General features: G+C 67.4%; 1 protein-coding gene. It reads left to right on the plus strand.

Annotation, left to right across the window (positions count from 1 at the left end):
- Positions 1-138: 138 nt before the first annotated feature.
- Positions 139-408 (plus strand): glutathione S-transferase N-terminal domain-containing protein (locus EN852_RS35600; RefSeq protein WP_135879661.1); only part of this gene is annotated, 270 nt, incomplete at its 3' end.

Raw genomic sequence — 408 nt, forward strand, 5'->3', positions numbered from 1 at the left:
GGCGGCGGGCCTGCAGCAGGTCGATCAGGCGCAGCAGTCGACGGGCGGTATGGCGCATGAAGGATCGAGGGCAGAAGTCGTCCGCAATAGTGCCCCAGGATGGCCTCCAGTTCACCACCCACCGCAAGGAGCAATGCCATGTCCTCACGCCAGATCACCCTGTACCACGCCGCCCGTTCCCGCTCGAGCGGCGCCGTGGCCCTGCTCGAAGCGCTGGGTGCCGACTACCGCATGCAGGTGCTGGACCTGAAGGCTGGCGCCAACCTGGCCCCGGCCTATCTGGCCATCAACCCGATGGGCAAGGTGCCGGCCATCGTCCACAACGGCGCACTGATGACCGAACAGGTGGCCATTAAACTGTACCTCGCCGACCTGTGTCCGGCAGCCCGGCTGGCACCGCCGACCGGC

Source organism: Mesorhizobium sp. M2E.F.Ca.ET.209.01.1.1 (genome assembly GCF_004010375.2).
In the GTDB taxonomy this organism is placed as follows: domain Bacteria; phylum Pseudomonadota; class Alphaproteobacteria; order Rhizobiales; family Rhizobiaceae; genus Mesorhizobium.